Genomic DNA, 22,555 nt, shown 5'->3' on the forward strand with positions numbered 1-22,555 from the left:
GCCGCGCTCAGACGGGCTTCTGCACCCCGAACTGGTACATGCCGACGAAGGTGTCGGGCTGCGCGGTTTCGTACGGGTGCCACAGGCCCAGGTCGTGCACCGCGCCGTCATCTGGAAAGCGCTCAACAGGTCGCGGCAGGCGCTCAGGCCATGGAAGTCGCCCCATGCGGTGCAGTGCATCCCGCTGTCTTCATGCAGGTCTCCCCAGGGTGGCCGTCTCAGCGCGGGGGTTGCCCTCCCCTTTTTGTTCTGCTCGTTGCGCTCTCAGAAACGGGGTTCGCGCTTCTCCAGGAAGGCGCGCACGCCTTCGGCGAAGGCAGGCCGCTCCGCCAGCGCCATCTGGCGCTCGCGCTCCAGGGCCACCTGCTGTTCGAAGCTGTGGCGCCCGGACTGCTCGTAGAGCCCGCGCACCTCGTGCACCGCGTGGGCAGGCAGGCAGGCGAGCCGCTGCGCCAGCCGCAGGCTCTCGGCGGGCAAGTCGGCGTCGTCCACGCAAGCCCAGATCAGCCCCCATTGCGCCGCCTCCTGCGCGCCGAGCCGGTTGCCCAGCAGCGTCAGTCCGAGCGCGCGGGCGCGGCCCACGGCGCGCGGCAGCGTCCAGCTCGCGCCGAGGTCGGGCACCAGGCCCAGCGCCGGGGCGAACGGCAGGTAGAAAAACGCGGAGCGCGCCGCGACCACGATGTCGGCCGCCAGCGCCAGGCCCACGCCACCGCCGGCTGCCGCACCATTGACGGCGCAGACCACCGGCACGCGCAGCGTGCGCAGTCCCACCACCAGCGGGTTGCCTGCCTCGGCCATCATGTCGCCGATCGCGCGGCCCGCGCTGGTGCTGCCATGGGCCAGCCGCTCGGGATCGAAGTCCGAGAGCTTCGCCCCCGAGCAGAAGGCCTTGCCGCTGCCGGTGACGATGAGGGCGCGCACCGAGGTGTCCTCGCGCACCCGTTCCAGCGCCTGAAGGCAGCCCTGCCGCATGCCCAGGCTGATCGGGTTCATCTGAGCGGCCTCATTCAGGGTCAGGGTGGCGATGCCATCGGCCACGTCGAACAGCACCGCGGGTGCGCCACTCATGGCAGGTCTCCTCCGGCCGGGCCGGTGTACTGGTCAGGGAAATGCAGCCGCACGAACTCGCCATCCCGCTTAAGCGCATGGCAGCCGCCCAGGGGCGAGTGGCGGTGCTCGGGTGGGTTGCGATCGGTCACGTCGTCCGCGCCGCTCCACAGCATCTGGAACGCGGTGGTGGCCATGGGCGGCAGCAGCTCGGTCATGTGGGTGCAACCCAGCTCGGCCCGGAACAGGCGCTTGGCCACCAGGATGAAGCCGGGCTGGATGCGCTGCCCGACCAGGCGGCCATAGCTCTCGGCGATGGCGCCGCAAACCGCGTGCGGCCCCTCCACGGTGTGCGCCTGCACGCCGTGGATCAGCCGCTCGCGGTCGATGGTCAGGCACAGCGTCATGTGGTGGATGGGCTGGTCCTGTGCCAGCGACTTTTCTTCCAGCTCGATCGGGAACGGCTTGGTGTCGATCAGCGTGCCCACGATGTCGAAGAGCCCGTCGCTGCGCTCGAAGCCTTCGCAGCGGATGCGCCGCAGGTGCACCTGGCGGCGCGTCACCGGGGGTGGCGGGGTGTGGGCCATCTCAGCTGGGCGCGCCATGCACCACGCCGGCCGCCACCAGCGCGTCGATGGCCTCGTCGCTGCGCCCGAGCCAGCGCAGGATCTCCCGGCTGTCGCGGCCGATGGGGGGCGCGGCTGGCGGCAGCTCGCTGGGCGTCCGGTCGAAGCGCGGCGCGGGCGCGGGTTGCACCACACCGCCCTGCGCCACGAAGATGCCGCGCGCCCGGTTGTGCGGGTGTGCGGGCGCCTCGGCCATGCTGAGCACGGGTGCCACACAGGCGTCGCTGCCTTCGAGCAGTTCGCACCAGGCGTCGCGGCTTTTCTGCAGAAACAGCGCCGCCAGCTTCTCGCGCAGCGCGGGCCACTCGGCGCGCTCCCATTGCTTCGCAAAATGCGGGTCCGTGACACCGCACTTCTCCAGCAGGAGCCGGTAGAACTGGGGTTCGATGGCGCCGACGGACAGGAAGCGCCCGTCCGCACAAAGGTAGTTGCCGTAGAAGTGTGCCGAGCCGTCGAGGAAGTTGCTCTCGCGCTCGTTGTGCCAGAAGCCCTTGGCCTGCAGGCCGTACTGCGCGGCCATGAGCACGGCCGCGCCGTCGGCGATGGCGGCATCCACCACCTGGCCCTGGCCCGAGCGCTGGGCTTCGTAGAGCGCGGCGACCACCCCCAGCGCGAGCAGCATGCCGCCACCACCGTAGTCACCCACCAGGTTCAGCGGCACGGCCGGCGGCCGCTCGGCCGGGCCCATGGCGTGCACCGCACCCGAGAGCGCGATGTAGTTCAGATCGTGGCCGGCCGCTCTGCGACAGCGGCCCGGTCTGGCCCCAGCCCGTCATGCGGCCGTAGACCAGCCTCGGGTTGCGCGCCAGGCAGTCCTTGGGCCCGACGCCCAGCTTCTCGGTCACCCCCGGGCGAAAGCCCTCGATCAGGATGTCGGCGCGCTCCACCAGCCCGAGCACGGTCTCCACCGCGCCCGGGGCCTTCATGTTGAGCGCGATGGAGCGGCGCCCGCGGTCCACCACGCTGTCGTTGCGCATCAGCGCGTCGAGTGCGCTGCCGCCACCGGGCGGGGAGATGCGGTCGACCCGGATCACCTCGGCCCCCATGTCGGCCAGCATCATGCCGGCGAAGGGGCCCGGTCCGATGCCGGCGAGTTCGATGACGGTGACGCCTTGCAGAGGTCCGCTCATGGTGCCCTGCCCCCGGTCACATGCGCTTGGCGACTTCTTCGAGCATCACCTCGGTGGCGCCGCCCCCGATGGTGAGGATGCGCGCGTCGCGCGCCATGCGCTCCACCGGCGTGCCGATCATGTAGCCCGTGCCGCCGTGCAGCTGCAGGCAGGTGTGCACCACCTCCTGCAGGGTCTCGGCGGCGAAGCACTTGAGCATGGAGACCTCGCGCACGATGTCCTTGCCCTCGTCGATCATCTGCGCGCACTGGTAGGTGAGCGAGCGCACGGCCGCTGTCTTCGAAGCCATCCAGGCCAGCTTGTTGCGCACCACCTGCTGGTCCCACAGCGACTTGCCAAAGGCCTGGCGCTGCTTGACGTACTCCACCGTCAGCTCGATGGCGCGCGAGGCGGTGCCCGAGCTGAGCGCGCCGATGACCAGGCGCTCGTTCTGGAAGGTGCTCATGATGTAGTAGAAGCCCTTGCCCTCCTCGCCGAGCAGCGCGTCGTGCGGCACGTGCAGGTCTTCCAGGTAGAGCTCGGCGGTGTCCGACGAGCGCCAGCCGTGCTTGTCCAGCTTGCGCGCGATCTTCAGGCCCGGGTTGCCCTTTTCCACGATGAACAGCGAGAGGCCCTTGCTGCCCTTGGCGTGCGGGTCGGTGCGCGCGGCGACGATGTAGATGTCGCCGAACACCGCGTTGGTGATGAACATCTTGGAGCCGTTGATGACCCAGCCGGTGTCGTTGCGTTCGGCGCGCGTCTTCAGGCCGGCCACGTCGGAGCCGGCGTGCGCCTCCGTCACGCAGATCACGCCCACCTTTTCGCCCGCGCAGGCCGCCGGCAGGTAGCGCTGTTTCTGCTCGTGCGTGCCCCGGTGCGCGATGTGCGAGAGCGACATGTCGCTGTGCACCGTGAGCGCGGAGGCCACGCCGCCGTAGGTGGAGCGCGAGAGCTCCTCGCCCAGCACCAGCGAGGACAGCGCCCCCAGCCCGCCGCCGCCGTACTCGACCGGGTGGCGCATGCCCAGGAAGCCCATGGCGCCCAGGTCGGTGAAGACGTGGCGCGGGATCTCGCCGCTGGCCTCCCACGCGTCGCCGTTGGGAACGATCACCTCGTCCACATAGCGGCGCAACTGCTCGCGCACCATGCGCAGGTCCTCGTCGACGATGTCGGGTTCGCTGAAGTACGGCAGGGTCATGGGAAGGGTCTCCAAAGTGTTCTGGCCGCATTATAGTCCGACACGTCGGGTTATTTAAAGCCCTGTGCGCGAGGCGGGCGGGGAAATTCAACGGGGTACACTCTCAGGCCTCTGAGAGGGAACAGACATGCCACGCGTGCGATCCGACGACTACGACGCCAAGAGCCAATCCATCATGGACAGCGCCGCCGCGCTTTTTGCGAAGGTGGGTTACCCCAACGCCAAGATGCAGGACATCGCGCAGGCCTGCGGCGCGACCAAGTCCATGCTGTACCACTACTTCCCGACCAAGGACGATCTGCTCAGCGCGATGCTGACGGAGCACCTGGAACGGGTGATCGCGAGCGTGGATGAGGCGGTGGCGGGCGAGCGGCCGGTGAAGGAGCGCTTCGCCGCGTTTGTGCAGACGTACGCGCAGAAGTCGGCGCAATCGAGGCGGCGCCACGTCATCGCGATGAACGACGTGAAGTTTCTGCCCAAGGCGATGCAGACGCCGCTGCGCCAGCTGGAGAAGAAGGTGACCGACCAGGTGGCCGACCTGCTGCGCGAGGTCAACCCCGGTCTGGCCGACGGCGTCTACAAGCCCTACGCGATGATGCTGCTGGGCATGCTGAACTGGACCGACTACTGGTACCGCCCCGGCGGCCCGATGAAGTCCGACGAGCTGTGCGAGCGCATCACGCGGCTCTTCCTGCTGGGCTTCATGGCCGAGAAGTAGGCTTGCGCTGGGACCTCGCGCTGGCACCTCGCGCTGACGGGTGGTGGGGCCCGCGTTCTCCGGCGCTGCTCGCGGCCATGCTCCCGGGCACGCCAAGACCACTTCATCAACACCGCTGTTTCAAGCCGCTTCTGTGGCAACCGCGAATCGGCGCCTGCGCCCACGGACCCCACCACCCGTCGAGAGTGCGACCGATTCGATCGCAACGTGAATTCAGGTTACGCCTTGGCCCGCGAGAAATTACTCGACAGCCTTGTACGTCGAAGCCGCCGGATCCGCTTTCAAGAGAAAGAGCTTGGGCGCCGCCAGGTGGTTGGTGGCCGTGAAACCGATCGGCGTCATCGCACCGGTGTCCAGGTTGTTCACCTTGGCCAACTCGGCATTCGTGCAATCCCAGGTCAGCGCCTTGCCGCAACGCCCCATCGCATCGAACAGCGCGCGCGTGGCCGAGTAGCCGGTGTAGGTGTAGCGGTTCACGCGGCCCATTTCCTCCGGGCTCAGGTGCTTGCTGATCTTGTCGGTGAACGCCTTGCCCTGCGGCGAGCTCTCCAGGTACACGTAGTCCACCGTGTACACGTTCTCGGCCGCCGCCCCCATCAGCTTCGCACTCGCCGGCACGCGCGACACATAGGTCACCCCCACCGGGATCTTGTGGTTGATGCGCTCCAGCTCCTTGACCATCGTCACGTTCTCGCCCAGCACACCGCCGGCCAGCAGAATCTCGGCACCCGCCTGCTTCACCTTCAGGATCTCCGAAGAGAAGTCGGTCTGGCCCTTCTTGTAGATCTGGGTCGACACCACCTGCAGCTTCTTGGCCTTGGCCGCGCGCTCGAAACCTTCGCGCACGTTCTCGCCGTAGTCGTCGTCCTGCGAGATCAGGGCCCACTTCTTGCCCGGATACCGGTCGGCCATGCGGGCGGCCAACTCCTCCACCGCGTTGGACATGTCGTAGCCCACCGCGAACACGTTCTTGATGGTGGGCTTGTACAGCCCTTCGTAGGTGGTGATCGGCGCCATCGCCGGCAGGCCAGCCTGCTGGATCAGCGGCATCGCCGCCTGGGCCTGCGCCGTGCCGGAGACCGAGGTCAGCGCAAACACCTTGTCGCTGTTGATGAGCTTGCGCACACCCTGGATGGTGCGCGAGGGCACATAGCCGTCGTCCTCGGAGATCAGGCGCAGCTTGCGGCCGTGGATGCCGCCAGCGGCGTTGGCTTCGGCGATGGCCGCCTTCACGCCCAGGTTGTGCGCCACGCCCAGCAGCGCGGGCGGGCCGGTCAGCGGCAGGATGTCGCCGAGCACGATCTCGGTGTCGGTCACGCCCTGCTGCTGGGCCTGGGCGCTGGCGCAGGTGCCGGCCGTCAGCAGCGCGAGCGCCGCGAGTCGGGTGAGGCTGTGCTTTTTCATCATGGTGTTGTCTCCTGTGGTTGGGGTGAGGGGGTCGTCAGTAACGCAAGGGCCAGAACACCCAGGTGTGGCGGATGTCGTGCCAGATGCCGCGCAGGCCGCGCGGGTCGAAGCGCAGGAAACCGATGATGGCCAGGCCGTAGAGCACGCTCTTGACTTCGTGCGCGCTGGTGGTCATCACGTCCTGCAGGCGCCCGCCGAGCAGTTGCACCAGCGAGCTGAAGACCTCGGGGAGTGTCACGATGAAGACCGTGCCCAGCACCGCGCCCAGCACCGAGCCCAGGCCCCCGACGATGATGATCGCCAGCGCCTCGATCGACAGCAGGAAGGGAAACGCCTCGACGCTGACGATGCTCAGGTACATGCCCATGATGGCGCCGGCCAGGCCGGTGAGCGCGGCGCTGATCAGGAAGGCCAGCAGCTTGTAGCGCACCAGGTTGACGCCCATGGTGCGCGCAGCGATGTCGTTGTCCCGCAGCGCCACCAGCGCGCGGCCCAGCACCGAGCGGCGCAGGTTGAGCGTGACCAGCACGGCCAGCGTGCACATGAGCAGGCAGAACCAGTAGAAGGCACGGTCGCTGGAGAGGTCCAGGCCGAACATCGTCGGGCGCATCACCATGATGCCGCGCCCCGCCCCGGTGAACTTGCCGCCGGCCAGGATGGCGGTGGCCACGATGTGGCTGAAGGCCAGCGTGGTGATCGCCAGGTACAGCCCGTGCAAGCGAAGCGAAGGCAGGCCCACCAGCAGCCCGAAGAAGGCCGGCACCACCGCCGCGGCCAGCAGTGCCAGCTCGGGCGGCAGGCCCAGGCGCGTGACGCCGATGGCGTACGAGTACGCGCCCAGCATCAGGAAGCCCACGTGGCCCAGCGAGATCAGGCCCGCGAACCCGGTGAGGACCGTCAGACCCAGCACCCCGATCAGGGTGAAGAGGATGATGGTCACGTGCGAGAGCGCGAAGTTGCCCAGCAGGAACGGGGCCGCCACCAGCGCCGCCATCAGGACCGCGACCCACGCCTTCACCACGGGCGAGTCCGTGAGGACGACCAGCCCGCTGTAGTGCTCTTTGAAGTATCCGCTGCGCATCAGACTCTCTCGATTCGTTTTTCGCCAAACAGCCCGAAAGGCCGCACCATGAGCACCACGAGGATCAGCATGAAGCCCGCGATTTCCTTGAGGGAGCTGGAGAGGTAGCCGCCCGTCATGTTCTCAAGCACGCCGATGATCAGACCGCTCACGCCCGAGCCCAGCACCGAGTCGAAGCCGCCCAGCACGGTGGCGGGAAAGGCCTTGAGGCCGAGTTCGTAGATGGTGGGTGTGAGGCCGTAGATCACCGCGAACAGCGCGCCGGCCAGTCCCGCCAGCGCCGAGGCCGAGGCCCAGGCCACGGCCTGCACCCGCGCGGTGGACACGCCCATGAGGCGCGCCGTCTTTTCGTCGGCCGCCACGGCGCGCATCGCCACACCGAAGCGGCTGTGGCCCAGGAAGTACCAGAAGCCCGCCACCGCCAGCACCAGGGCCGCCAGCACGCCCAGCTGGCTCACGCGCAGCCCGATGCCGCCCAGGTTCACCAGCTCGTCCGCGCCCGCCACCTCGAACTTGTGCGGGGAAGCACCCCAGACGATGGTGACGATGGAGCGCAGCACCACGGCCAGGCCGACCGTGACCAGCACCACCGAGAGCACCGGCTCGCCCAGCATCGGCCGCATGATCAGGCGCTCGCACAGCAGGCCCAGCACCGCGCCCACCACGATCGCCAGCGCCACCGTGGCCAGGCTGCCGGTGCCCAGCGAGGTCGCCAGAGACCAGGTGATGTAGGCGCTGAGCATGCCCACCTCGCCCTGGGCGAAGTTCACGATGCCGGTGGCCTTGTAGATCACGGCAAAGCCCATGGCCACCAGGCCGTAGATCGCGCCCACTGCCAGGCCGGAGACCAGCAGTTCGATGAAGTAGTTCATGGCGCGCTCCCATAGATGATCTCGAGCTCGCGAGCGAACTTCTTGTTGATGAGGCCACGGCGCACTTTCTGCGTCGCGGTGAGCTCGCCGTCGTCGTGGTCGAGCTCCTTTTCCAGCAGCACGAACTTGCGCACGTTCTCCACGCGGGCAAAGCGCGAGTTGACTTCGTCGACCACGCCCTGCACCAGCTCGATCACCTCGGGCAGCAGGGTGAGCGACTTGTAGGTCGTGTACTGCAGGTCGCGCTCGGCGGCCCAGCGGCCCACGGTGTCGAAGTCGATCTGCAGCAGGCCGCCGAGGAACTTGCGGCCCTCGCCCACCACGATGGCTTCGCGGATGTAGGGGCTGTCCTTGATCGCGTTCTCGATCTCCGAGGGCGCGATGTTCTTGCCGCCGCTGGTGATGATGATGGCCTTCTTGCGGTCGACCACCGCGATCTCGCCGTCGCCGTGTTTCTCCACGATGTCGCCGGTGGCGATCCAGCCGTCGGCCGAGAGGATGTCGCCAGTGCCCTTGTCGTCGAACAGGTAGCCCTTGAAGACACCGGGCGAACGCACGAAGACCTCGTTGTCCTCGCCCAGGCGCCATTCCACGCCTTCCATGGCCGGGCCGCAGCTGCCGCGGATGAAGGGGCGCCCCGGCACCTGCACGAAAGCCAGGCCACCGGCTTCGGTGAGGCCGTAGCCCTGCCCCACCGGCAGGCCGATGATGTCGAAGAACTTCAGCGTCTCGGGCGAGACCGAGGCACCGCCGCACATCCGGGTGTGCGTGCGGTTGAGCCCCATGTGGCGCTGCATGTTGCGAAACAGCAGCAGGTACCACAGCCCGAATTCGAGCCGGTCGCTCAGGCGCTGGAGGTGGCCGTGCTCGGCCCGGCGGTCCGACAGCGCGCGCCCGCGCCGCATGCCCAGGCGGTAGAGCCAGCGCTGCGCGCGCCCGCTGTCTTTCATGCGGAACTCGAAGCCCTGCTGCAGCTTCTCCCAGATGCGCGGCACGCCCAGGAAGAAGGTGGGGCCGATCTCGCGGATGTTGGTCGCCACGGTGTCCACCGACTCCGCGAAGTTCACGCAACCGCCCGAGATCAGGTGCTGCACCGTCGAATAGGTGCGCTCGGCCACGTGGCACAGCGGCAGGTAGCAGACCGATTCGAAGGGCTTGCCCGTCATCTGGCGCGCCACCATGTAGGCGTAGGCGCCGTAGACGAAGTTGCGGTGGGTGAGCATCGCGCCCTTGGGCGGCCCGGTGGTGCCGGAGGTGTAGACCAGGATGTTGACGTCGTCGGGCACCAGGGCATCGATCTGCCCATCCAGGCGTTGCTCGGCCAGCGGGTCCTCGGCCACCAGCTGGTCGCCCAGCTCGAGCAGGTGCTCGAAGGCGTGCGGGCGGCCGTTTTCGTAGCGGCGCAGGCCTTTCATGTCCACGCAGAAGATGTGCTCCAGGTGCGGCAGGCCAGGGCCTTCGCGCAGGGCGTCGAGCACTTTGTCGGTCTGCTCCTGGTCGCCCGTCACCGCCAGCCTGGCCTGGCAGTGGCCGGCGATGTACTGCACCTCGGCCCAGGGGTTGGTGGGGTAGATGCCGACCACTTGCACGCCGATCATCTGCGCGCCCAGGTCGGCGTAGAACCACTCGGGCACGTCTTCGGCCGCGATGATGATGCGATCGCCGCGCTGCAGGCCGAGCCGGGTCAGGCCGTGCGCCACGCGGCGCGCGGTCTGGTAGTACTCGAGCCAGGTGCGGCCCTGCCAGATGCCGTGGATCTTCTCGCGCAGCGCCACCTGCGAGCCGCGCTCGCTGGCCTGCAGGCGCAGCAGGCCGGGCATGGTGGCCTCGCCGCGAATGAGCCGGTCGTGGTCAAGCATGTGCCGCCTCCCCGCCCAGGTAGGCCTGCAGCACCGCCGGGTTGGCGGCCACCTCGGCCGGTGTGCCCTCTGCGATCAGCATGCCGAAGTCCAGCACGTAGACGCGGTCCGACAGGTCCATCACCACCTGCATGTCGTGTTCGATCATGAGCACCGAAATCCCGAATTCGTCCCGGATGTCGAGCGTGAAACGCGCGATGTCCTCTTTTTCCTCGCGGTTCATGCCCGCGACGATCTCGTCCAGCAGCAACAGGCTGGGCTCGCAGGCCAGGGCCCGCCCGAGCTCCACCCGCTTTTGCTGGCCGTAGGCCAGTTGCGAGACCGGCTTGTCGCGCAGTTCCTCGATCTCCAGGAACTCGATGATTTCCTCGACCTTGCGCCGCGCCGCGATCTCCTCGCGCCGGGGCCGGCCCCAGAAGAGCAGCGACTCCAGCACCGTGTAGTTGAAGTGCACGTGGCGACCGGTGAGCAGGTTCTCCACCACCGTGCCGTGCTTGAACAGCGCCAGGTTCTGGAAGGTGCGGCCGATGCCGGCGCGCGCGTATTCCGACGAGCGCAGGCGCGCCGTGTCCTGGCCCTGGAAAAACACCTCGCCCGCGCTCAGGCCGAGCACGCCGCTGATCAGGTTGAAGGTGGTCGTCTTGCCCGCGCCATTGGGGCCGATCAGGCTGACGATCTCGCCCGGCATCACGCGCAGGCTCACGTTGTTGACCGCGGTCACGCCGCCGAATTTCTTGGTGGCGCCGCGCACGTCGAGAATGGGTTGTGCGCTCATGACAGCCACCTCTTGCGGCGCTTGTAGTGTTTGACGTCGCGCATGCTGGTGCGGCCCTGGGCCGCGCTCAGACCGAGGTAGAACTCGCGCACGTCGGCGTTGCGGCGCAGCGCTTCGCTGGTGCCATCGAGCACCACGCGGCCGTTTTCCATGATGTAGGCGTAGTCGGCGATGGCCAGCGCGCGCGTCGCGTTCTGCTCCACCAGCAGGATGGTCAGGCCCTGGGTGTCGCGCAGGGTTTCGATCGCCGAGAAGATTTCGGAGACGATCAGCGGCGCCAGGCCGAGCGAGGGCTCGTCCAGCGCGAGCACCTTGGGCCGGCTCATGAGGGCGCGGCCGATGGCCACCATCTGCTGCTCGCCACCCGAGAGGTAGCCCGCGACCACCGCGCGCTTCTCGGCCAGCCGGGGGAACAGGCGGAACACGTTCTCGCGCTCCTCGTCGAGCACCTGTCGGCTTTGCAGGTGCGCACCCACGAGCAGGTTTTCCTCCACCGTGAGCGTGGCGAACAGGCGCCGGCCTTCGGGCACCTGCACCAGGCCGCGGCGCACGATCTCGGGGGCCGCGGCTTTCTCGATGTGCTGGCCAAAGAGCTGGATCGAGCCCTTCTCGATCTCGCCGTCTTCGGCATCGAGCACCGCCGAGATGGCCTTGAGCACGGTCGACTTGCCCGCGCCGTTGGAGCCGAGCAGCGCGACGATCTGGCCGGCCTGCACTTCGAGCGAGACATCGCGCACGGCCTCGATGGCGCCGCCATAGACGATCTGGATGTTGTGGACCGCCAGCACGGTGGCCTGGGCGGGCGCCGTCCCTGGGGGCGGGGCGGCGGCGGTGGATGGTAGCGACATGGGGCGTGGCGTCTGGAGGTCGTTGCGTGGGTCGGTCAAGGCCGTCGGAATCTGATAATTAGTCCGTCGCGTCGGTCTTTGATTGGCGCGATTATGGGGTGATGAAGTTCGGTTCGGTCTAGGACAAACCCTAGGCCGGCGTGGCGGTGGCCAGCAGTTCTTTCAAAGGCACGCCGGTGTCGGCCAGGGCCAGGGGATCGGCCTGCACGCCCGCGGCCACCGCCTTTTTGGCGAGCATGAAATCGGCCGGCCGGTTGACGGCGTCGACCGCGATCAGGCGGCCCGCGCGCAGGTAGAAGGCGCAGAAGCTGTGGTCTACCAGGGAACCTCGCACGACGCAGGTGTCGTGCCCGTCGGCCAGGCCGGTCATCTGCAGCTTGAGGTCGTACTGGTCGGACCAGAACCACGGCACGGCGTGGTTGGCCCGGGGCTTGCCGCACAGCCAGCCTGCGGCGGCGCGCGCCTGCTCCAGCGCGTTGGGCACCGACTCCAGGCGCACGCGCCGGCCGTAGAGCGCGCTGTCGTGCACCGTGCAGTCGCCGGCGGCGACGATGTCCGGGTCCGAGGTGACCGAGTGCTCGTCCACCACGATGCCGCCCTCCACCCGCAGGCCGGCCGCTTCGGCCAGCGCGGTGTCCGCCTGCATGCCGATGCCCACGATCACCACGTCGGCCGGCAGCCGCTGGCCGTCGCCGCAGAGCACCGCGGCGACCGCACCCGAAGCATCGCGCTCGATCGCGCGCACCGAGGCGCTGGTGCGCAGGTCCACGCCGGCTTCCCGGTGCACCGTTTCGTAGAAGGCGGAGAGCGTGGCGCCGGTGACCCGGGCCAGCACGCGGGCTTGCGCTTCGAGCACGGTGACATGGGCACCGAGCTTGCGCGCCGAGGCGGCGACTTCCAGGCCCACATAGCCCGCGCCGATGATGACCACGCGCGCGCCCTCCCGCACCGCGGCGGCGATCGCCTGCGCGTCGGCCTGCGTGCGCAGGCTCAGCAGGTTGGGCGGCGCAGCGCCTTCCAGGCCCGGCACGTCGAGCGCTCGCGCGCGCCCGCCGGTGCACAGCGCCAGCTTGGTGTAGGCCAGCGCGCTGCCGTCGGCCAGCAGCACGCGGTGTGCGGCGCGGTCGATGGCGCGCACGCGCGCACCCCGCTGGAGGGTGATGTCGGCGTTCTCGAAGGCGCTGGCCTGGCGCAGCGCGAGCGACGCCGCATCGGCCGTGCCGCAGAGAAAGGCTTTGGAGAGCGGCGGTCGGTGGTAAGGCAGGTGCGGCTCTTCGCCCAGCAGCACGATGGGGCCGGCCCAGCCTTGCTGGCGCGCTGCGAAGGCCAGTTCCACACCGGCGTGGCCCGCGCCGATGACGATCAATGTCTCTTCCGTGTGATCCATGCTTTCCCTATGGCGTGGTGGCGGCATTGGACTTATAGTCCGTCTCGTCGGTCTAAATATAAAAGGGAACAGAGGAACATGCAACCGCTCACCACCCAGCCCAGGGGGCATTCCAGATGACGCGCGTGCGGGCCAACGACTACGAGCTCAAGAAGCAGGTCATCCTCGACCGCGCGGTGGCACTGATCGCGCAGAAGGGTTTCGACGGCGCGACGATGAGCGACGTGGCCGCCGCCTGCGGCGCGTCCAAGTCGCACCTGTACCACTACTTCGCCAGCAAGGAAGACCTGCTCTACGCCATCGTGAAGGAGCACATCACCGGGCAGGTGGCCGAGCTCAGCGCCATCGCGCAGGAGCCGCGCCCGGCGGCCGAGCGCTTCCAGCGCTTCGTCGCCTCGTTCGTGCAGGAAGGCGCGAAGTCGCGCAACCACCACCTCGTGCTGATGAACGACATCAAGTTCCTGCCCCCGGTGCAGCGCGAGGACGTGCGCACGCTGGAGCAGGAGCTCATGCAGCTGATGGTGGGCCTGCTGCGCGAGATCAACCCCGAGCGCATGGCGCGCGCCGAGGTGAATTCACCTTATGCCCTGCTGCTGTTCGGCATGGTGATCTGGACCTTCACCTGGTACGAGAGGAACGGCCCGATCACGCCCGCCGAGCTGGCCGAGCGCATTTCGGCCCTGTTCCTCGACGGCTTTCGCAGCGGCGGTTGAGGAGGCCGCCGGCTCAGTTCACCGATTTGCTCTTGCCGCGCCAGAACGGTTCGCGCAGCACGTTCTTCATGATCTTGCCAGCGCCGGAGAGCGGCAGCGCGTCGCTGAAGTCCACCGAGCGCGGCACCTTGTAGCCCGCGATCAGCGTGCGGCAGTGGGCGATGATGTCCTGCGCGCTGGCGCTGTGCCCGTCTTTGAGCACGACCACCGCATGCACCGACTCGCCCCATTGCGCGTTGGGAATGCCGATGACGGCGCAGTCGCGCACCGCCGGGTGCGCGTGCACCGCGTTCTCGACCTCGCGCGAGTAGATGTTCTCGCCGCCGCTGATGATCATGTCCTTCACGCGGTCGACGATGTAGACGAAACCGTCCTCGTCCATGTAGGCCGCGTCGCCCGTGCGCAGCCAGCCGTTGCGCAGCGCGGCGGCGGTGGCCTCGGGCTTGCGCCAGTAGCCGAGCATGACCTGGGGGCCGCGCACCGCGATCTCGCCGTGCGTGCCTCGCGGCACTTCGTTGCCCTCCTCGTCAACGACGCGCACGTCCACGCCGTAGGCCGCGCGGCCGGCGGCCAGGCGCTTGCTGGGCATGCCGGGCTGGTCGAAGTGGTAGCGCCAGGGCAGGCTCACGGTGAGCGCGGCCGACTCTGTCATGCCGTAGCCCTGGATGAACTCCCACGTCGGCAGCTTCTCCATGGCGGCGGCCAGCACCGGCACCGGCATGGGCGAGGCGCCGTACTCGCAATAGCGCACGCTGCTGAGGTCGTACCGCGCAAAGGCCGGGTGGTTGATCATCATGTTCACCATGGTCGGCACGAAGAGGCAGTAGTTGACCCGGTGCGCCTGGATGGCCTCGAAAGCCAGCACGGCGTCGAACTTGGGCAGGCACACGTGCGTGCCACCGGCCAGCGTGAGCGCGATGGCCGGCGAGCAGCCCGCCAGGTGGAACAGGCCGGCCGAGTGCATGTAGACCGTGTCTTCGCCGAAGTGCAGGGTGGCGATCCAGTTGACCGAGGCCGAGATGAAGTTCTTGTGCGAGAGCATCACGCCCTTGGGGTGGCCGGTGGTGCCCCCGGTGTAGTAGATGCCGCAGAGCTCGTCGTCCTTGCCGCACTCATCGGCCATGGGCGGCGTGGCGGCGATCAGGGCTTCGTAGCCCCGCATGCCCTCGGGCGTGGCGCCCTCCCCCGCGTGGATCACGTGCGCCATCGAATGGCCGGCGAGCAGCTGCGGCACCTGCGGCACGAAGGCGTCGTCCACGATCAGGGCCTGGCATTGCGCGTCGCCCAGCGTGTAGATGTTCTCGGGCACGGCCCAGCGCGTGTTCAGCGGCACCAGCACCAGGTTGGCCCAGGCCGCGGCGAAGAAGATCTCGATGTAGTTGTCGCTGTTCATCGCGAGGATGCCGAGCCGATCGCCGGGCTGGAGGCCCAGCGCGCGCAAGGCGGCGGCGGCGCGCGGCACGCGCTCGCCGACCTCGGCCCAGGTGCGTTGTCGGCCCTCAAAGATCGTGGCGGTGTGGTGGCGCCGGGTCTGCACGGCGCGTGCAAGGGCCTGGGTCATCTGCATGGTGGGAAGGTCTCCTGCGGTTCTTGTGCGGCTTCAGAGCGCGGGGTGCTGCTGCGGCCCGGGGTAGCGAGCATAGCCCTGCGCCACGCCGTATTCGCTGATGCCGATGCCGGTGCGGCCGTCGCAGGTGGCGCGCACCACGTGGTCGCCCAGTGTGCGGGCCCGCGCGCGCGTGGCCGGATCGTCCAGGTCCCACACGTCGTGGTCGGCGTGGTAGTCGCCCTTGGGGTCGCCGTGGTTCCAGCCTTGGAAGCCACCGTACAGGCCCCCTTTCAAGTAGAAGCGCGCGGCCAGCCCTTGCATGCGCACGCAGCGCGGCGGGCCTTCGGCAAAACGCAGCGTGAAGTCGCCGGACTCGATGGTCTGGCCCAGCGGATCGTCGGCCCAGACCAGGTCGTGCTCGACGGCGATGGCCTCGCGGTGCGTCACGCGGCCGTCGGGCCCGCGCACGAATTCGGTGGCCGAGAGGTAGTGCGGCTGTCCCGGCTCGCGCTCCTTGAGGAAGATGGAGAAGCCCAGGTCTTCGAACTGGAACATCGACCAGGTCCAGAAGAAGCCGCTGTGCTGCTGCACCGGTGGCGCGGACTCGTCGGTGCGCATCTCGGAGCGGATGCCCCAGGAATGGTCGCGCTGGCCCCACCAGGTCTGCGGCGTCACTTCGTGGCGCTGGCCGCCGATGGCGAACCAGCCGCGCCAGCGGCCGAACTGGGAGATGCGCACCATGTCCTCTTCCACCACGCCCTTGCGCTCGCGAAAGTTCTGCTTTTCCTGCGCAGCGGGGAAGCTGGCCTCGAAGTCCAGCTCGAAGCTCAAGCCCGAGCCGTTGTCGGCGAGTGTGAGGCGGTGCCGCGCCATGCCTTGCACCACCTGGATGCGCAGCGGCCCGGCGCCGGCCTCCAGCGGCGTGGCGCCCAGCGCGCGCGAGGCGCGGAAGTTGTGCTGCTGGCGGCCCACGGTGATGCCGGCGAACACGTCCATCACGCCCTTGTTGGGGTAATAGCCCATGCCGATGTCCAGGATCATGGGCACGCCATCGACCGAGCCCTCGACCGGGTGCAGCGTGTACCAGTAGCGCTCGGTGAAGCGGGGGTCGCCCTGGCCGGCGCGCTGCGCGAATGGTGCGGGGGCCTGGTGACCGATCAGGTCGTCCTGGGCAGACATCATGGGCAAACTCCTTGGGTGTCGGCCGCTGGGCGCGGCGCGGTCATCGATGAAAAGTCGGCACTGGGCACCAGGCGACGCTGCGCCTTGAGCGTGTGGCGAAGGGCCATGCGCAGCTGTTCGTGCAGCTCATGGTTGAGCGAGGTGCTCAGGCCTGCCGGTGGCGAGAACAGCCAGTCCGTGAACAAGCCAAAGCGGCGCTCGGCGTCGGCCAGCGCGGCCAGCAGCGCGGCCTGGGTCTCAGGTGGTCGCGGCGATGGGGGCGCGATGCCGCGGGGCGCGGCCTGCCCAGCGGCGGCCAGTCGGGCCGCCGCCTGTGCGAGGCAGGCTTCGAGCAGTTCGAGCTGTTCGCGCGCCACGTCGGGCGACCAGACCACCATGCGCTCCACCTTGCCCAGCACGTCCAGCACCCCGGCCAGCTGCGAGCGCGCGTGGTCGCTCCGCAACTCCGGAAGAACCTCCTCGCGCAGCGCGCGGCAGATGCTGCCCATCAGGGCGTCCAGCGGCTGGTTCATGCGGCCTCCGCGATCAGCTTGTTGAGTTCCATCAGCGTGGAGGTGAGCTGAAAGCCCATCGCGGCCATGCGCACGTCGCGCGAGCGCCCGGTCTGCACGCGGATCATGGCGCCCATCAGCATGGCGGCCATCTTGAATTGCACCTGCACCTCGTAGTAACGCACCACCTCGGGCCGCACCCGCAGGCCGGTCTTGGCCTCCCAGCGCTGGTGGAACACCTCGGGCTCGATCAGCCCGCCGATGCGCCTGGTGCCGGCCGCGAAGGTGCGCAGCCCGGCCCAGGCCAGATCGGCGTGCGGGTCGCCCAGGTGCACCAGCTCCCAGTCGAGGATGGCGGTGATGCGGCCGTCCTGCTGCAGGAAGTTGCCCACCCGGTAGTCGCCGTGCACGATGGTGATGCGCTCGGCTTGGGGCGCGTTGGACTCCAGCCAGCGCATGGCGTAGTGCATCTGCGGCGGCGTCGGCCCGCTGCCCAGCTGGGCATGGCGCGCCCACTGGCGCGTCTCGTGCAGCGCGGTGGTCTGCGGTGTGATGGCGCCGTCCTGCGCCCAGGCGGCCAGCGGCGTGGTGGTCCAGTCGAAAGCGTGGATGGCCCCCAGGGCATCGGCGAAGTCCTGGCCCAGCGACCGGTTGGCGGCTTCGCCGCGCTCGTGCGCGCCGCGCCAGGGCGTGGGGGTGTCGCCGGCCACGCGCTGCGTGACCACGAAGGGCGCGCCGAGGATGGCCGGATCGTCGCTGTGCCCGTAGACCTTGGGAATCGGCAGGCCGGGCACGCTGGCCAGGGCGGCCAGCGCCTCGTACTCGGGCCGCGAGCTGTAGGGGGAGAACAGGCCGCCCGGGTCGCCCACGCGCAGGATGAGTTCCAGCGGCGGCTCACCGGGCGACTCGGCGGTGAACCCGAGGGTCACCCAGGACATGCCGGCCGGAAAGCGCGTCAGCCCGCTCACCTGGACCGGCTTGCCCCAGCGCGCGGACAGCCACGATTGAAGGCGCACCGGCAGTTCGGGCGCCGAGGGATCGAAGACAGGTTTCACGTTATCAGGCGGCTGCCTTGAACAGCAGGTTGGGCAACCACAGGGAGAGCGCCGGCACGGCGGCAATGAGCAGGATGCGCAGCACGTCGGCGACGATGAACGGAATCACGCCACGCACCACGGTCATCATGGGGATGTCGGGCATGACCGAGCGGATCACGAACAGGTTCACGCCGATGGGCGGGGTGATCAGGCCGATCTCCACCACCATCACGACCAGGATGCCGAACCACACCGGGTCGTAGCCCAGGGCCAGGACGATCGGAAAGAAGATGGGCACGGTCAGCAGGATCATCGACAGGCTCTCCAGCACCGTGCCGAGCAGGATGTACAGCACGATCATGAGCAGGATGATCCCGAACGGCGGCAGGCCGCTGGCCTTGACCACCTGCAGCAGGCCTTCGTGCACGCCGGTGAGGTTCACGAACTCGCCGAACAGCGCAGCGCCCAGGATGATGGCGAACATCATGGCCGAGGTGCGCGCGGTGTCGACCAGGATCGCATAGATGTCCTTGAGCTTGAGCGAGTGGTGCGTCAGCGCGAACACCAGCGCCGCCGTCGCGCCGATGCCCGAGGCTTCGATGGAGGTGAAGAATCCGCCATAGATGCCGCCCATGACCACGCCGAAGATCAGCGCCACCGGCCACAGCGTGCGCAGCAGCGCCAGCTTGCTGACCGGCTCCTTGTCCTCGGCCAGCGGCGCGAGTTCGGGCTTGCGCCAGACCGACCATTTCACCGCCGCCATGTAGCCGCCGATGGCGATCAGGCCGGGCACGATGCCGGCGGCAAAGAGCATGCCGATGTGGGTCTGCGTGGCCACGCCGTACACCACCATGATCACGCTGGGCGGGATCAGGATGCCCAGCGTGCCGCCTGCGGCGACCGCAGCCGACGAGAGCGAGTCGCCATAGCCGAGCTTGCGCATGGAAGGGATGGCCACCTTGCCCATCGTCGCCGCCGTGGCCACGCTGGAGCCGCAGATGGCGCCAAAGCCGCCGCAGGCCACCACGGTCGCCATGGCCAGGCCGCCGCGGCGCTTGCCGATGAAGGCCTGAGCCGCACGGAACAGGTCGCCCGAGATGCCGGCACCGGCCACGAGGTTGCCCATCAGCACGAACAGCGGCAGCACGATCAGCGAATACACCAGCGTGCTGTCCTTGGTGACCGTGGCCACCATGCTCAGCGCGGGCGTGAGGCCGTTGAGCAGGACGTAGCCGCCGAAACCGGCAAAGGCCAGTGCCGTGGCGATCGGCACCTGGAACAGGATGAACGCGAACGCCACAAGAAAACCCAGACAGGCGGCGAGCATCAGATCACCTCGGTGGCGTGCGGCGCGGCGGGCGCGCGGGGTGGGCGAATGGAGCGCGCGGCAGCCAGCAGGAACGCCAGCGTGCTGACCACCGCCATGGCCCCGATGCCGCCGAGCACCCAGGAGAGCGGCACCCCCAGCAGCGGCGTGGCCTCGCCGTAGCTGGCCGCGCGCAGCGCCTGGCGGACCATGCACCAGGCGATCAGCGCGAACACCACGGCACCGATTGCGCTGCCGAGCACGCGCTGCACCTTGTGCATGCGCTCGGGCAGCTGGATCAGGTCCACGGTGATGTGGCCGAAGCCGATCGCCAGCAGGGGATAGATCGCAAAGATCATCAGGGCCAGCACCATCTCGAGCAACTCCGTGCCCCAGGGCAGCGGCGCGTTGAACAGGTTGCGCCCCACGACGTCGATGAAGACGGTGACCATGAGGACCAGCAACGCGACCGCGCCGATCGCTTCCAGGGCGCGGACCGTGCGCCCACCGGTGGCTTGTGCGATCATGGCGGCTTATCGGGCGGCGGCGATGTCGGCGCGCAGCTGGTCAAGCACCTTCTGCGGATCGGCCATGCCCTTCTTCTTCGCCTTGTCCATCCACTCGCGCTCGATGGGCAGCAGCACCTGCTTCATCTCTGCCAGCGCAGGGGCCGGGAACACCTCGGCGGGCTTGCCGGCCTTGCGCATGGTCTCGAAGGCGGCCTTGTCGCCATTGGCGTAGGCGCGGCCGATCTGGCGCGCGAACACATCGCCCGAGATGCGGGAGATCGCCTCGCGGTCTTCGGCCCGCAGCGACTTCCACTTGTCCTCGTTGATGCCCAGCACCAGCACGGTGTTGTAGACCGCGCCCGGCACGATGGTGGCGTAGGGCACAAGCTCGGTCAGCTTGAACGCGGGAATCGACTCGGGCGGCATGAAGGTGCCGTCAATCACGCCGGAGGACAGCAGCTCATAGGTCTCGCTCACGGGTTTGGAGATCGGCACCGCGCCCAGCAGCGTGAGCGCCTGGGTGGCGCTGGTCTGCGGGCTGCGCATCTTCAGGCCCTTGAAGTCCGCGACGCTGCGCAGCGGGCGCTTGGAGTTGAAGATCTGGCCGGGCGAGACGACGTAGACCGACAGCGGGTGCACGCCCTTGAATTCGTTGTAGGAGGCCAGGTGCTTGCGGTAGAAGCGGTCGGCCAGCGGTGCGTACACCTCGGGGTTGTCGCTCACGAAGGGCAGCTGCAGCACCTCGAGCAGGTCGAAACGGTTGGGCGTATAGCCCGGAATGAAGATCACCAGATCGGCCTGCCCGTCACGGGCCACATCGAACTGCGCCGGCAGCGTGCCCACCACCTTGGGCGCGGTCTCGATCTTCACGCGCCCCTGCGTGGCTTTCTCGACCTCGGCGATCCACGGCTCCACCACCTCCACGCGCATGGCCTGCCCGGGCGGCAGCCAGTTGGAGTATTTCAGGGTGGTGGTCTGCGCCACGGCGGGTGCGCCCGCGGCGAAGGCACCGGTCAAAGCGAGGGCGGCGGCGAGCCGGGGAAGGGAAAAACGCATGCTTGTCTCCTGGTGGATTGACGTGAGGACGACCAACGACTGACGGGCTATATAATAGACCGACGGGACGGTTTAAGAAATAAAATGGATGAAAAAATTCCCTAGGGATTTCCCGTATCACCAGTCGAATCATGCGACATCGCTGCTACTTGACAGATTTCTAACCAGACTCTTAGGACGGTTTTAATGACCCGAAAGCCCGACAACCCGCCGGACGCCGGCGCTCCGCGCCGCCGGCTCGCCCTGGCGGTGGCGCTGGCCTTGATGCTGCTGTGGGGCAGCAACTACAGCGTCCAGAAAGCGGTGATGGCGCAGATCGGGCCAGACGCCCTGGTCTTCGCGCGCTACCTCGTCACGCCGGCCTGTGCCGTCGCCCTCCTGCTGTGGCGCCACGGCTGGCGCTGGCCAAAGCTGGAGCGGCGCGACTGGCTGGGCCTGGCGGGCCTGGCCGCGCTCGGCCACGTCGCGCACGTCAACGTGATGACGCAGGCCATGCACCTGTCCACCGCCTTCTCCAGCGCCCTCATCTCTGCGCTCGGACCCATGTTCACGCTGTTGCTGGTGCACGTCCTGCACAGCCAGCGCTTCACCCGCCTGCAGCTGGGCGGTGTGGCCCTGGCGATGGCGGGCGTGCTGGTGTTCCTGTCGGACAAGTTCACGTGGAGCGCCCTGCCTTCGCCCATCGGGCTGTGGCACGGGCTTGCCGGGGAGCCGCCGGTCACGCTGCCCGGGCGCACGCAGGGCCTGGGCGATCTGCTGCTGTTGCTCGCCGCCCTGCTGTTCTCTGCCCACACCGTGGCCGCGTCACGGCTGTTCAGCCGCCACGGCGTCACGCTGGTCATGGCCTACACCACGCTGCTGGCGATGGTGCCGATGCTGCTCATCAACGCGCCGCAGGCGCTGCAGGTGCCCTGGGCCAGCCTGCCGGCGGCGATCTGGTGGGGGCTGCTGTGGTCGCTGGCGGTGGCGTCGTTCGCCGGCTGGCTGGCCTGGGGCTGGCTCAACGACCACCTCGGCGTGGCGCGCACCGCCCCCCTGCTCTACCTGTTGCCGCCCGTGGCCGGCTTCATCTCGTGGCTGGCGCTGGGCGAAACCTTCAGCGCCCTGAAGATCGCCGGCGCGGTGATGGCCGGCGTGGGCGTGGCGGCCACGCAGTTCAGCTATAGCCCGGCGGATGCTCCCCGCCATCGAAGCCCTTGAGGTAGACCTCGGTCAGGCGGTCCGCGAGTTCGTGCGGCGTCATGCCGCCACTGCGGCGGAACCAGCTTGCCGTCGAGATCATCGAGCCATAGAGGAACAGCGCATAGGCCGCGCTCTCGCGCCGCCGCCGCATGAGGTTGGGGTTGATGTCCGTGAGCAGGTCCACCACGAAGTCCAGCGCCTTGGCCTGTTCGAGCTTGATTTCCTGCTGCTGCAGCGGCGGCAGGAACTTGAGGTCGTTGGTCAGCACCGTGTGCTCGTGGCGCTTCTCGGCGGCCCGCGTCACCATGGCCCGCACCAGATGGATCAGGCGCTCCCGGCTAGTGCCCGGGCCCTGCGCGATCGCCTCCAGCTCGGCCACCGAGCGCATGATGTGCTCGGTGATGATCTCCAGCAGCAGGACCTCCTTGCCGGGGAAATAGTGGTACAGCGCAGACTTGGACATGCCCGCCGCCGCCGCGATGTCCTGCAGGCGGGCACTTTCGTAGCTGGTGCTGGCGAAGAGCGCCGCGGCGACATCGAGGATCTTCTGGCGCTTGTGGTCGTGGTTCCTTGCGAGTGATCGGGCCATCGTGTTCCAGCTCA

General features: G+C 68.5%; 24 protein-coding genes. 3 read left to right on the forward strand and 21 right to left on the reverse strand.

The features are described from left to right. Window positions 1–7: 7 nt before the first annotated feature. From KIT86_RS01610 to KIT86_RS01630, 6 genes are all read right to left on the reverse strand, one after another. Window positions 8–166 (reverse strand): hypothetical protein, encoded by a 159-nt coding sequence (locus KIT86_RS01610; RefSeq protein WP_297394343.1) that lies wholly within the window; start codon window positions 164–166, stop codon window positions 8–10. 98 nt (window positions 167–264) lie between these two features. Continuing rightward, entirely contained in the window at window positions 265–1,068 is an 804-nt protein-coding gene (locus KIT86_RS01615; protein ID WP_297394345.1) for an enoyl-CoA hydratase-related protein, read from the reverse strand. Next, window positions 1,065–1,652 (reverse strand): DUF2889 domain-containing protein, encoded by a 588-nt coding sequence (locus KIT86_RS01620; RefSeq protein WP_297394346.1) that lies wholly within the window; start codon window positions 1,650–1,652, stop codon window positions 1,065–1,067. The genes KIT86_RS01615 and KIT86_RS01620 overlap by 4 nt, the downstream gene beginning before the upstream one ends. After that, a complete protein-coding gene (locus KIT86_RS25205) occupies window positions 1,636–2,361 on the reverse strand; it encodes a CoA transferase (protein ID WP_367185405.1) in 726 nt (241 codons plus the stop codon). Before KIT86_RS25205 ends, KIT86_RS01620 begins: the two co-directional genes overlap by 17 nt. After that, window positions 2,312–2,803, reverse strand: a complete 492-nt coding sequence (locus KIT86_RS25210; RefSeq protein WP_367185406.1) for a CoA transferase — start codon at window positions 2,801–2,803, stop codon at window positions 2,312–2,314. Before KIT86_RS25210 ends, KIT86_RS25205 begins: the two co-directional genes overlap by 50 nt. Window positions 2,804–2,819: 16 nt before the next feature. Next, entirely contained in the window at window positions 2,820–3,980 is a 1,161-nt protein-coding gene (locus tag KIT86_RS01630; RefSeq protein ID WP_297394348.1) for an acyl-CoA dehydrogenase family protein, read from the reverse strand. 127 nt (window positions 3,981–4,107) lie between these two features. Between KIT86_RS01630 and KIT86_RS01635 the strand changes: the two genes are divergently transcribed. Further along, window positions 4,108–4,698, forward strand: a complete 591-nt coding sequence (locus KIT86_RS01635; RefSeq protein ID WP_297394350.1) for a TetR/AcrR family transcriptional regulator — start codon at window positions 4,108–4,110, stop codon at window positions 4,696–4,698. Between the two features lie 240 nt (window positions 4,699–4,938). Here the strand turns inward: KIT86_RS01635 and KIT86_RS01640 are convergent, their stop codons facing one another. From KIT86_RS01640 to KIT86_RS01670, 7 genes are all read right to left on the reverse strand, one after another. Continuing rightward, window positions 4,939–6,105, reverse strand: coding sequence for an ABC transporter substrate-binding protein (locus KIT86_RS01640; RefSeq protein WP_297394352.1), 1,167 nt, complete (start codon window positions 6,103–6,105; stop codon window positions 4,939–4,941). Between the two features lie 34 nt (window positions 6,106–6,139). Next, window positions 6,140–7,186, reverse strand: coding sequence for a branched-chain amino acid ABC transporter permease (locus KIT86_RS01645; protein ID WP_297394354.1), 1,047 nt, complete (start codon window positions 7,184–7,186; stop codon window positions 6,140–6,142). Beyond that, on the reverse strand, window positions 7,186–8,058 hold the full coding sequence (locus tag KIT86_RS01650; RefSeq protein WP_297394356.1) for a branched-chain amino acid ABC transporter permease: 873 nt from the start codon (window positions 8,056–8,058) through the stop codon (window positions 7,186–7,188). The genes KIT86_RS01645 and KIT86_RS01650 overlap by 1 nt, the downstream gene beginning before the upstream one ends. Beyond that, window positions 8,055–9,917: a long-chain fatty acid--CoA ligase gene (locus KIT86_RS01655; RefSeq protein ID WP_297394358.1), complete on the reverse strand. Its 1,863-nt coding sequence runs from the start codon at window positions 9,915–9,917 to the stop codon at window positions 8,055–8,057. Before KIT86_RS01655 ends, KIT86_RS01650 begins: the two co-directional genes overlap by 4 nt. Beyond that, window positions 9,910–10,692, reverse strand: a complete 783-nt coding sequence (locus KIT86_RS01660) for an ABC transporter ATP-binding protein (RefSeq protein ID WP_297394360.1) — start codon at window positions 10,690–10,692, stop codon at window positions 9,910–9,912. The genes KIT86_RS01655 and KIT86_RS01660 overlap by 8 nt, the downstream gene beginning before the upstream one ends. Then, on the reverse strand, window positions 10,689–11,540 hold the full coding sequence (locus tag KIT86_RS01665) for an ABC transporter ATP-binding protein (protein ID WP_297394362.1): 852 nt from the start codon (window positions 11,538–11,540) through the stop codon (window positions 10,689–10,691). The genes KIT86_RS01660 and KIT86_RS01665 overlap by 4 nt, the downstream gene beginning before the upstream one ends. A gap of 130 nt (window positions 11,541–11,670) precedes the next feature. Continuing rightward, window positions 11,671–12,927 carry an FAD-dependent oxidoreductase gene (locus tag KIT86_RS01670; RefSeq protein ID WP_297394363.1) on the reverse strand — a complete coding sequence of 419 codons (1,257 nt, stop codon included), beginning with the start codon at window positions 12,925–12,927 and terminating at the stop codon, window positions 11,671–11,673. A gap of 116 nt (window positions 12,928–13,043) precedes the next feature. Between KIT86_RS01670 and KIT86_RS01675 the strand changes: the two genes are divergently transcribed. Then, complete coding sequence (locus tag KIT86_RS01675) at window positions 13,044–13,640, forward strand: TetR/AcrR family transcriptional regulator (protein ID WP_297394365.1); 597 nt, start codon at window positions 13,044–13,046, stop codon at window positions 13,638–13,640. A 13-nt stretch (window positions 13,641–13,653) separates the two neighbouring features. Here the strand turns inward: KIT86_RS01675 and KIT86_RS01680 are convergent, their stop codons facing one another. The 7 genes from KIT86_RS01680 to KIT86_RS01710 are packed head-to-tail and all read right to left on the reverse strand — an operon-like array spanning window position 13,654 to window position 20,770. After that, on the reverse strand, window positions 13,654–15,207 hold the full coding sequence (locus tag KIT86_RS01680) for a long-chain fatty acid--CoA ligase (protein WP_297394366.1): 1,554 nt from the start codon (window positions 15,205–15,207) through the stop codon (window positions 13,654–13,656). 33 nt (window positions 15,208–15,240) lie between these two features. Further along, window positions 15,241–16,371, reverse strand: coding sequence for a hypothetical protein (locus KIT86_RS01685; RefSeq protein ID WP_297394368.1), 1,131 nt, complete (start codon window positions 16,369–16,371; stop codon window positions 15,241–15,243). Next, a complete protein-coding gene (locus KIT86_RS01690) occupies window positions 16,368–16,883 on the reverse strand; it encodes a hypothetical protein (protein WP_297394370.1) in 516 nt (171 codons plus the stop codon). Before KIT86_RS01690 ends, KIT86_RS01685 begins: the two co-directional genes overlap by 4 nt. Beyond that, a complete protein-coding gene (locus tag KIT86_RS01695) occupies window positions 16,880–17,917 on the reverse strand; it encodes a phosphotransferase family protein (protein ID WP_297394372.1) in 1,038 nt (345 codons plus the stop codon). Before KIT86_RS01695 ends, KIT86_RS01690 begins: the two co-directional genes overlap by 4 nt. A 4-nt stretch (window positions 17,918–17,921) precedes the next feature. Continuing rightward, on the reverse strand, window positions 17,922–19,226 hold the full coding sequence (locus KIT86_RS01700; protein ID WP_297394374.1) for a TRAP transporter large permease: 1,305 nt from the start codon (window positions 19,224–19,226) through the stop codon (window positions 17,922–17,924). After that, window positions 19,226–19,732 (reverse strand): TRAP transporter small permease, encoded by a 507-nt coding sequence (locus KIT86_RS01705; protein WP_297394375.1) that lies wholly within the window; start codon window positions 19,730–19,732, stop codon window positions 19,226–19,228. The genes KIT86_RS01700 and KIT86_RS01705 overlap by 1 nt, the downstream gene beginning before the upstream one ends. A 6-nt stretch (window positions 19,733–19,738) precedes the next feature. Continuing rightward, complete coding sequence (locus KIT86_RS01710; protein WP_297394377.1) at window positions 19,739–20,770, reverse strand: TRAP transporter substrate-binding protein; 1,032 nt, start codon at window positions 20,768–20,770, stop codon at window positions 19,739–19,741. Window positions 20,771–20,956: 186 nt separating this feature from the next. On the opposite strand from KIT86_RS01710, the gene KIT86_RS01715 reads away from it, so the two are divergent. Further along, window positions 20,957–21,970, forward strand: a complete 1,014-nt coding sequence (locus KIT86_RS01715; protein WP_297394379.1) for a DMT family transporter — start codon at window positions 20,957–20,959, stop codon at window positions 21,968–21,970. Here the strand turns inward: KIT86_RS01715 and KIT86_RS01720 are convergent. After that, window positions 21,927–22,541: a TetR/AcrR family transcriptional regulator gene (locus tag KIT86_RS01720; RefSeq protein ID WP_297394380.1), complete on the reverse strand. Its 615-nt coding sequence runs from the start codon at window positions 22,539–22,541 to the stop codon at window positions 21,927–21,929. The two genes, KIT86_RS01715 and KIT86_RS01720, sit on opposite strands and share 44 nt — an antisense overlap. Between the last annotated feature and the right edge of the window lie 14 nt (window positions 22,542–22,555).

This window comes from Hydrogenophaga sp. (assembly GCF_026125825.1).
In the GTDB taxonomy this organism is placed as follows: domain Bacteria; phylum Pseudomonadota; class Gammaproteobacteria; order Burkholderiales; family Burkholderiaceae_C; genus Hydrogenophaga.

What these genes read in the sequence shown, in the direction of transcription:
- KIT86_RS01610 (WP_297394343.1), bottom strand. Translation starts at nt 166, where the DNA reads ATGGGGCGACTTCCATGGCCTGAGCGCCTGCCGCGACCTGTTGAGCGC.
- KIT86_RS01615 (WP_297394345.1), bottom strand. Translation starts at nt 1,068, where the DNA reads ATGAGTGGCGCACCCGCGGTGCTGTTCGACGTGGCCGATGGCATCGCC.
- KIT86_RS01620 (WP_297394346.1), bottom strand. Translation starts at nt 1,652, where the DNA reads ATGGCGCGCCCAGCTGAGATGGCCCACACCCCGCCACCCCCGGTGACG.
- KIT86_RS25205 (WP_367185405.1), bottom strand. Translation starts at nt 2,361, where the DNA reads ATGGGCCCGGCCGAGCGGCCGCCGGCCGTGCCGCTGAACCTGGTGGGT.
- KIT86_RS25210 (WP_367185406.1), bottom strand. Translation starts at nt 2,803, where the DNA reads ATGAGCGGACCTCTGCAAGGCGTCACCGTCATCGAACTCGCCGGCATC.
- KIT86_RS01630 (WP_297394348.1), bottom strand. Translation starts at nt 3,980, where the DNA reads ATGACCCTGCCGTACTTCAGCGAACCCGACATCGTCGACGAGGACCTG.
- KIT86_RS01635 (WP_297394350.1), top strand. Translation starts at nt 4,108, where the DNA reads ATGCCACGCGTGCGATCCGACGACTACGACGCCAAGAGCCAATCCATC.
- KIT86_RS01640 (WP_297394352.1), bottom strand. Translation starts at nt 6,105, where the DNA reads ATGATGAAAAAGCACAGCCTCACCCGACTCGCGGCGCTCGCGCTGCTG.
- KIT86_RS01645 (WP_297394354.1), bottom strand. Translation starts at nt 7,186, where the DNA reads ATGCGCAGCGGATACTTCAAAGAGCACTACAGCGGGCTGGTCGTCCTC.
- KIT86_RS01650 (WP_297394356.1), bottom strand. Translation starts at nt 8,058, where the DNA reads ATGAACTACTTCATCGAACTGCTGGTCTCCGGCCTGGCAGTGGGCGCG.
- KIT86_RS01655 (WP_297394358.1), bottom strand. Translation starts at nt 9,917, where the DNA reads ATGCTTGACCACGACCGGCTCATTCGCGGCGAGGCCACCATGCCCGGC.
- KIT86_RS01660 (WP_297394360.1), bottom strand. Translation starts at nt 10,692, where the DNA reads ATGAGCGCACAACCCATTCTCGACGTGCGCGGCGCCACCAAGAAATTC.
- KIT86_RS01665 (WP_297394362.1), bottom strand. Translation starts at nt 11,540, where the DNA reads ATGTCGCTACCATCCACCGCCGCCGCCCCGCCCCCAGGGACGGCGCCC.
- KIT86_RS01670 (WP_297394363.1), bottom strand. Translation starts at nt 12,927, where the DNA reads ATGGATCACACGGAAGAGACATTGATCGTCATCGGCGCGGGCCACGCC.
- KIT86_RS01675 (WP_297394365.1), top strand. Translation starts at nt 13,044, where the DNA reads ATGACGCGCGTGCGGGCCAACGACTACGAGCTCAAGAAGCAGGTCATC.
- KIT86_RS01680 (WP_297394366.1), bottom strand. Translation starts at nt 15,207, where the DNA reads ATGCAGATGACCCAGGCCCTTGCACGCGCCGTGCAGACCCGGCGCCAC.
- KIT86_RS01685 (WP_297394368.1), bottom strand. Translation starts at nt 16,371, where the DNA reads ATGATGTCTGCCCAGGACGACCTGATCGGTCACCAGGCCCCCGCACCA.
- KIT86_RS01690 (WP_297394370.1), bottom strand. Translation starts at nt 16,883, where the DNA reads ATGAACCAGCCGCTGGACGCCCTGATGGGCAGCATCTGCCGCGCGCTG.
- KIT86_RS01700 (WP_297394374.1), bottom strand. Translation starts at nt 19,226, where the DNA reads ATGCTCGCCGCCTGTCTGGGTTTTCTTGTGGCGTTCGCGTTCATCCTG.
- KIT86_RS01705 (WP_297394375.1), bottom strand. Translation starts at nt 19,732, where the DNA reads ATGATCGCACAAGCCACCGGTGGGCGCACGGTCCGCGCCCTGGAAGCG.
- KIT86_RS01710 (WP_297394377.1), bottom strand. Translation starts at nt 20,770, where the DNA reads ATGCGTTTTTCCCTTCCCCGGCTCGCCGCCGCCCTCGCTTTGACCGGT.
- KIT86_RS01715 (WP_297394379.1), top strand. Translation starts at nt 20,957, where the DNA reads ATGACCCGAAAGCCCGACAACCCGCCGGACGCCGGCGCTCCGCGCCGC.
- KIT86_RS01720 (WP_297394380.1), bottom strand. Translation starts at nt 22,541, where the DNA reads ATGGCCCGATCACTCGCAAGGAACCACGACCACAAGCGCCAGAAGATC.